Origin of the sequence: Roseateles sp. (assembly GCF_036404855.1) — a bacterium.
Taxonomy (GTDB): Bacteria; Pseudomonadota; Gammaproteobacteria; order Burkholderiales; family Burkholderiaceae_C; genus Pelomonas.
This window is the reverse complement of record NZ_DASWYS010000198.1, coordinates 1-6835: the sequence shown is the minus strand read 5'-3', so window position 1 is coordinate 6835 and position 6835 is coordinate 1. Positions and strand designations below refer to the sequence as shown.

General features: G+C 70.3%; 6 protein-coding genes and 1 pseudogene. 3 read left to right on the top strand and 4 right to left on the bottom strand.

Annotation, left to right across the window (positions count from 1 at the left end; genetic code table 11):
* On the bottom strand, positions 1-544 hold a 544-nt coding region (locus VGF12_RS13180; RefSeq protein ID WP_331176490.1), incomplete at its 3' end, for a ProQ/FinO family protein.
* A gap of 81 nt (positions 545-625) precedes the next feature.
* Here VGF12_RS13180 and VGF12_RS13175 point away from each other — a divergent pair.
* Positions 626-1108, top strand: a complete 483-nt coding sequence (locus VGF12_RS13175) for a GFA family protein (RefSeq protein ID WP_331176489.1) — start codon at positions 626-628, stop codon at positions 1106-1108.
* Here the strand turns inward: VGF12_RS13175 and VGF12_RS13170 are convergent.
* Positions 1105-1782, bottom strand: a complete 678-nt coding sequence (locus VGF12_RS13170) for a DUF4197 domain-containing protein (protein WP_331176488.1) — start codon at positions 1780-1782, stop codon at positions 1105-1107. The genes VGF12_RS13175 and VGF12_RS13170 overlap by 4 nt on opposite strands.
* A 125-nt stretch (positions 1783-1907) precedes the next feature.
* On the opposite strand from VGF12_RS13170, the gene VGF12_RS13165 reads away from it, so the two are divergent.
* Together VGF12_RS13165 and VGF12_RS13160 are read left to right on the top strand one after the other, a co-directional pair.
* Positions 1908-2846, top strand: coding sequence for a histone deacetylase family protein (locus tag VGF12_RS13165; protein ID WP_331176487.1), 939 nt, complete (start codon positions 1908-1910; stop codon positions 2844-2846).
* Between the two features lie 9 nt (positions 2847-2855).
* The gene (locus VGF12_RS13160) at positions 2856-5555 is read left to right on the top strand and encodes a bifunctional acetate--CoA ligase family protein/GNAT family N-acetyltransferase (RefSeq protein ID WP_331176486.1); all 2700 of its coding nucleotides are present in this window, start codon (positions 2856-2858) and stop codon (positions 5553-5555) included.
* Here VGF12_RS13160 and VGF12_RS13155 read toward each other — a convergent pair.
* Both VGF12_RS13155 and VGF12_RS13150 read right to left on the bottom strand, forming a co-directional pair.
* Positions 5541-6482: a nucleoside hydrolase gene (locus VGF12_RS13155; protein ID WP_331176485.1), complete on the bottom strand. Its 942-nt coding sequence runs from the start codon at positions 6480-6482 to the stop codon at positions 5541-5543. The two genes, VGF12_RS13160 and VGF12_RS13155, sit on opposite strands and share 15 nt — an antisense overlap.
* A pseudogene (locus VGF12_RS13150) lies at positions 6479-6835 on the bottom strand (hypothetical protein); the annotation flags it as partial. The gene VGF12_RS13155 and the pseudogene VGF12_RS13150, both read right to left, overlap by 4 nt.

Here is a 6835-nt window from a genome sequence, read left to right as displayed (position 1 = left end):
CGCGCTCCTGGCGTGCGATCTCCAGCAGGCCTGGCAGTTCCTCGGGCACCACGCCCTTGAGCACGCAGAAATTGGCCTCGGTCAGCGTCGTGCGCTCGAAGTCCCACAGCAGCTGGGCGCGGTTGCGGCGCTGCTGCACTTCCAGCTGCTGGCGCTCCTGCTGCACGCCCTTGCGGCGCGCCAGTTCCTCGCGGGCCGCGGTCAGATGCTCCTCGGTGATCTCGCCAGCCGGATTGCCGTCGAGGTCGAAGCGGGTCTTGGCCTGCGTCAGCGCGATCAGGTAGCCGGTGCCGCCAGTGTGGCGGCGCAGGAAGGCGCTGAGCTGGGCCTTGGTGAACTTGCCGGGCGCGCGCTCCTGGATGTCGGCCTGGATGCGCAGCTTGACGGGCTTGGGCTTGCCGGTGAACAGGGCCGGGAACAGGGCCTTCAGCTCTGCGCTGGCGTCGACGGGTGCCGCGGCGGGCGCGGCCGGCCGCGCCTCGGGCGCTGGCGCGGCAGCCGTGTCGTCGGACGGGGTAACGGGATCGGGCAGATCGGAATTCATCGCAAAGCGGTTGACGGGCAAGGGCGGAGATTGTCGGCCATCATGGCCGCCTGCATGCCATCCCAAGGAAAGGCCCGCACGATGCACCTCCAAGGCTCCTGCCACTGTGGCAGCGTGAAGTTCTCGGTGGAGGCGGATTCACCCGTCCCCTTCATGCGCTGCTACTGCTCCATCTGCCGCAAGACGGCCGGCGCGGGCGGCTTCGCGATCAACCTCGGTGCGCAGACGCACACGATGAAGGTCAAGGGCAAGCGCCATCTGCGCATCTACCGCGCGAGGCTGCCTGACAAGTCGGCAAAAGGCAGCCGCAAGAGCAGCGCGCGGCGCTACTTCTGCGTGAAATGCGGCAGCGCGCTGTGGCTGTGGGACCCGACCTGGCCCGAGCTGGTGCATCCCCACGCCAGCGCCATCGACACGCCACTGCCCTCGCCGCCCGGCCATGTGCATTGCCTGGTGGGCTCCAAGCCCTCCTGGGTCGAGGTGGAGGGCCGGCCCGCGGACCCGCGCTTCGATGGCTATCCGGACGTCTCCCTGGCCGAGTGGCACCAAGCGCACGGCTTCTAGCCGAGGCCGCCGAAGACCTTCTTGAGAATGGCGCTGCCGGTACCGACGGGGTCCTGGCGGATCTTCCTCTCCTCTTCGCCAATGATGCGGTAGAGGCCATCCAGCGCCCGCGCCGTGACGTACTGCTGGATGTTGGCCTCGTCACCCTTCACGAGGCCGAAACCGCCCGCCTTTTTGGCGACGGCGTTGTACTTGTCGGCCAGCGACACCTTCTCCGTTGCCCGGGTCACGATGGGCAGGAACTGCTGACTCAGCGGCTCCCGCGTCTTGCCGGCAAAGAACTGCGTCACCGAGTCGTCGCCGCCCTTGAGGATCTTCAGGCCGTCCTCGACGCTCATGTCCTTCACGGCCTTGACGAGCAGGGGCTTGGCCGCCGGCACCGCGGCCTCGGCGGCGCGGTTCATCGCAATGACGAGCTCGTCGAGCTTGGCGCCCTGGCCCGTGGCCTTCAGCAGCTTGGCCGCATCCTTCAGATAACCCGGCAGCTGGATCTTGACGAGCGGATTGCCGAGGAAGCCGTCGGGCCGGCCCAGCAGCGCCACTGCCGCATTGGCGCCGCGCTCCAGCGCCGTGCGAATGCCGGCGTTGGCATCGCCCTCGCTCAGGCTCAGGGCCCAGGCCGGACGCAGCAGCATTAGGGCAGGCGCGCTGGTGAGGATGAGGCGACGGTGCATGGCGGTACTCCAGAGGGGACGACAGGAGCCCATCTTGCCACCGGGCACGATCCGGCATCTCGATGCTTGCTCTGGGTCAAGACGCCCGCAGCCGGGGTGCCTAGCATGGGCACCGGAGACCCACCATGCTGCCCGCCTACATCAGCCACCCCGACTGCGCCCGCCACGAGATGGGCGAGGGCCACCCCGAGTGCCCCGAGCGCCTGAGCGCCATCGCTGACCTGCTGCTGGCGCGCGGCCTGCTCGACTACATGCTGCCCCATGACGCGCCGCTGGCCACCGAGGCCCAACTGGAGCGGGCGCACACGGCCCTGCATGTGCGGCGGGTGCTGGACGCCGCGCCTGCCGAGGGCTATGTGCAGGTGGATCCGGACACCCGCATGAACCGCCACACCGTGACCGCGGCGTTGCGGGCCGCGGGCGCGGCCGTGCTGGCCACCGACCTCGTGCTGGGCGGTCAGGCCTCGGCTGCCTTCTGCGCGGTGCGTCCGCCCGGTCACCACGCCGAGCGCGCGGCGGCCATGGGCTTTTGCTTCTTCAACAACGTAGCCGTCGGCATCCGCCACGCACTGGACGTGCACGGCCTGCAGCGTGTCGCGCTGATCGACTTCGACGTCCACCACGGCAACGGCAGCGAAGACATCCTGGCTGGCGACGAGCGAGTACTGATGTGCAGCAGCTTCGAAACCGGCCTCTACCCCTTCAACGGCGAGGACGCCCGGCAGCTGAAGGACGCACCCAACCTCGTCAACGTCGGCCTGGCGCCGCGCAGCGGCAGCGACGCCTTCCGCGCAGCCGTCTCCCAGCGCTGGCTGCCGGCGCTGGAGCATTTCCGGCCCGAGCTGATCTACATCAGCGCCGGCTTCGACGCCCACCGCGACGACGACATGGCCAACCTCGGCCTCGTCGACGCCGACTACGAATGGGTCACCCGTCAACTGATGGACCTCGCCTGGCGCCACTGCCGCGGCCGCGTCATCTCCTGCCTGGAGGGCGGCTATATGCTCAGCCCGCTGGCACGCAGCGTCGCGGCCCACGTCAAGGTGCTGATCGGGGCCGACTAGAGTCATCGCATGGACCACCATTTCCTGACCCCTCTGTTCATGCCCCGCTCGGTGGTTGTCTTCGCCGGCCCGCCAGACGAGCCCGAGCGCCAGACCCGCCAGGCGCGCGTGCTGCGCGCGGCGCTGGCGGAGGCACCCGGCACTAGCCCGCCGCAGTTCCTGCATGGCGAGACGACGGGCACGCTGGGCGACCTGGCGCGATCGCGGGCAGATCTGGCCATCATCGCCCTGCCGGCGGACGAGGTCGCCAGGGCGCTGGAGATGGCCGGCCGCATCGCCTGCCGCTCGGCGCTGATCATCAGCGACGGCATCGAGCCCAGCCACGCCGCGCAGCTCAAGCGCATCGCACGCCGCGAGGGCGTCCATCTGCTGGGTCCCAACTGCCTGGGCTTCCAACGCCCGCACCTGAACCTGAACGCGAGTGCCGCCGGCCCGCTGGCCACGCAGGGCTCGCTGGCGCTGGTGTCGCAGTCCGGCGCGTTGACCTCGGCCATGCTGGACTGGGCGCGGCAGAACCAGGTCGGCTTCAGCCAGGTCGTGTCCCTGGGACCCAATGCGGCCGTGGATCTGGCCCAGGTGCTGGACTTCCTGGCCTCCGATGCACGCACGCAGAGCATCGTCGTCTACCTGGAAGGCATCTCCAGCGCGCGCCGTTTCATGAGCGCGTTGCGCTCGGCGGCGCATGCCAAGCCGGTGGTGGTGCTGAAGGCCGGCCGCCGCAGCGCCGGCAACGAGGCTGCGCTGACGCACAGCCGTGCCATCGTCGGCAGCGACGACGTCTTCGACGCCGCGCTGCGCCGTGCCGGTGCAGTGCGCGTGCGCAGCTTCGTCGAGCTGTTCTCAGCGGCCAAATGCCTGGCCGCGCGCTACCGCCCCGTGGGCCGACGGCTGGCCATCATCACCAACGGCGGCGGCCCGGGCGTGCTGGCGGCCGACTGGGTCAGCGAGATCGGCCTGCAGTTGGGCAAGCTGTCGCCTGACGTCGCCCGCGCGCTGCTGCCGCAGTTGCCCGGGCTGGCGTCGTTGGCCGACCTGATCGACCTGTCGGCCGCAGCCACGCCCGAGCACTTCCGCGCCGCCATCGAGGCCGCCGCACAGGACCCGGCAGTGGACGGGCTGCTGGCCATCTACGCGCCGCAGATCGGCTCGGACGCCACCGAGACCGCCCGTGCCGTCGTCGCCGCCAAGGCCGCCACGGCCAAGCCGCTGCTGGCCTGCTGGATGGGCGACGCCTCGGTGCAGGACGCACGCCGCGTGCTCAACGAGGCCGCCATCGCCAACTTCCGAACGCCCGAGGCCGCCGTGGGCGCCTTCGGCAACATCGCCTCGTTCTACGCCAACCAGCAGCTGCTGCTGCAGACGCCGCCCCCCATGTCCAGCCTCGCCCAGCCGGACGTCGAGGCCGCGCGCCTGCTCATCGAGAGCGTGCTGGCCGAGCGCCGCCGCACGCTGACCGAGATGGAGAGCAAGGCTTTGCTGGCGGCCTTCCACATCCCGGTCACGCAGACGGTACTGGCGCGCAGCGCCAACGAAGCCATGATGCTCGCGACCCAGCTCGGCTTCCCCGTCGCGCTGAAGATCGACTCACCCGACATCGCCCACAAGAGCGACGTGCAGGGCGTAGCGCTGAACATCCAGAGCGGCGCCGCCGCGCGCGACACCTACAACGAGATGGTGGCGCGCGTGAAGCGGCTACAGCCGCAGGCGCGCATCAACGGCGTGACGGTGCAGAAGATGGCGCGGGCGCGCCGCGGGCACGAGGTCTGCGTGGGCCTGGTGACGGACGAGGCCTTCGGGCCCACCATCGTCTTCGGCGCCGGCGGCACCATGATCGAGCTGATCGCCGACCGTGCGATGGAGCTGCCGCCGCTGAACCAGTTCCTCGCGCGCCGCCTGGTCGAGCGTGCCCGCGTCGCCGAGACGCTGGCCGAGGGCTGGGGGGGCGGCGCACCGGCCGACATGGAGGCACTCGAGCGCGTGCTGCTGCGCGTCAGCGAAATGGTCTGCGAGTTCCCGCAGCTGCGCGAGATGGACATCAACCCGCTGATCGTCGACGAGCATGGCGCCATCGCGGTGGACGCGCGCGTCGTGCTGCAGCCGGGGCCCCAGACCGGCAGCCCGCGCGCCTTCGACTACGGACACCTGGCCATCCTGCCCTACCCAGCGCGCTTCGAGCAGGTGTGGCCTCTGGCCGGCGGCGGCGAGGTCATCGTGCGGCCGGTGCGGCCCGACGACGCGCAGATGCTGCAGGAGCTGGTGCGCGGGCTCAAGCCCGAGAGCCGCTATTTCCGCTTCGCCAGCGCGATCAAGGAGTTGCCGCCGGGGCTGCTGGCGCGGCTGACGCTGATCGACTACGACCGCGAGATGGCGCTGGTGGCCGTCTATCGCGAGCGCGCGGCGCGCGACGACGGCGGCTTCGACGAATGCGAGCGCATCGTCGGCGTGTCGCGCATCATCACCAACCCCGACCAGACCAGCTGCGAGTTCAGCCTGTTGGTGGCCGACGACTTCGGCGGCAAGGGCCTGGGTTCACGGCTGATGGAAGGCATCACCGATGTCGCCCGCGAGAAGGGCCTCACCGACATCGAGGGCCTGGTGCTGAGCAACAACGCCGACATGCTCAAGCTGATGCGCGGCCTGGGCTTCACGGCCAAGCCCTTCCCGGAGGACCCGGACTTCAAGCTCGTGACACGTTCACTGCAGGGTTGACAACCGCTCGGTCAGCAACGCGAAGAAGCCGTCCGCGTCGACGTGGCGCAGCACTTGCGCGTTGGCAGGCTGGCCGGTGACGCCCCACCAATCGATGACGGTCATCCCTCGCGTCAGCTCGCTCTGCGTCTCGATGCGCACGTTGCAGACGCGGCCGGAGAACAGCTCGGGCCTGATCAGGAAGGCGATGACGCAGGGGTCGTGCAGCGGGCCGCCGTCCTGGCCGTACTTTTCCTCGTCGTAGCGCTCGAAGAATTCCATCCAGGCCGCGACGACGGTCCCGACGCGGTTGGGCAGCGCGCGTATCGCCGCGATGCGCGCGGCGGTGGTCAGCGCCTCGTGCGTGACGTCCAGCGGCGCCATCGTGATGGGCACGCCGCTGACAAACACCTCGTGCGCGGCCTGGGGATCGACGTAGATGTTGAACTCGGCCGCCGGCGTCACGTTGCCCCCCTCGAAGAAGCCACCGCCCATCAGGACGATGCGGCGGATGCGCGGCGCGATGTCCGGGGCCTTGCGCAGGGCCAACGCAATGTTGGTCAGCGGCCCCAGCGGGCACAGCGTCACCGTGCCCGCCTCGCGTTCCCGCAGGGTCTGGATGATGAAGTCCACCGCATGGCGCAGCTCCACGGCCAGCGTGGGCTCGGGCAGTTCGACGCCGTTCAGGCCTGTGTCGCCGTGCACATGCTCGGCTGTGACGAGCGGAACGTCCAGCGGCCGGTCGGCACCGGCGCAGACGGGCACGTCGCGCCGGCCTGCCAGTTCCATGACCTTGCGGGCGTTCAGCGTTGTCAGCGCCAGCGGCACGTTGCCGGCCACCGTCGTCACCCCCAGCAGCTCCAGCTCCGGCGATGCGGCCGCCAGCAGCAGCGCGATGGCGTCGTCCTGGCCAGGATCGGTGTCGATGATGATGGGCAGGGGTTTCATGGCGTGGCAGGGGCAATGTCGAGGTCGATGGCGCCAAACAGGCTGGCGCCCTCGGCGGTCTTGAGGTCCAGGTGCAGGCTGTCACCTGGCGTGAGGGTCAGGTCCAGCGGGTCGAGCGCGACGCCGGCCAGTTGGCCCGCACGCAGTGACCGCAGCCGGGCAAGGCGGGCCAGCGCCTCGCCGGGTGCCGCGACCACGTCGCGCGGCTCCAGCCGGCTGCCGTTGAGCAAGGCCACGAGGCGGGCCTGCAGGCGGCCGCCGCTCCAGGCACTGCCGAGTTCGTCGGCCGTGACGGCCAGCGGCGCGCATTGCGTGGCGACGAGCTCGCCGGCGACGCGCCAGTCCAGCGCGAA

Excerpts from the sequence above, each read along its gene's own strand:
- VGF12_RS13175 (WP_331176489.1), top strand. The coding sequence starts at position 626 with ATGCACCTCCAAGGCTCCTGCCACTGTGGCAGCGTGAAGTTCTCGGTG.
- VGF12_RS13170 (WP_331176488.1), bottom strand. The coding sequence starts at position 1,782 with ATGCACCGTCGCCTCATCCTCACCAGCGCGCCTGCCCTAATGCTGCTG.
- VGF12_RS13165 (WP_331176487.1), top strand. The coding sequence starts at position 1,908 with ATGCTGCCCGCCTACATCAGCCACCCCGACTGCGCCCGCCACGAGATG.
- VGF12_RS13160 (WP_331176486.1), top strand. The coding sequence starts at position 2,856 with ATGGACCACCATTTCCTGACCCCTCTGTTCATGCCCCGCTCGGTGGTT.
- VGF12_RS13155 (WP_331176485.1), bottom strand. The coding sequence starts at position 6,482 with ATGAAACCCCTGCCCATCATCATCGACACCGATCCTGGCCAGGACGAC.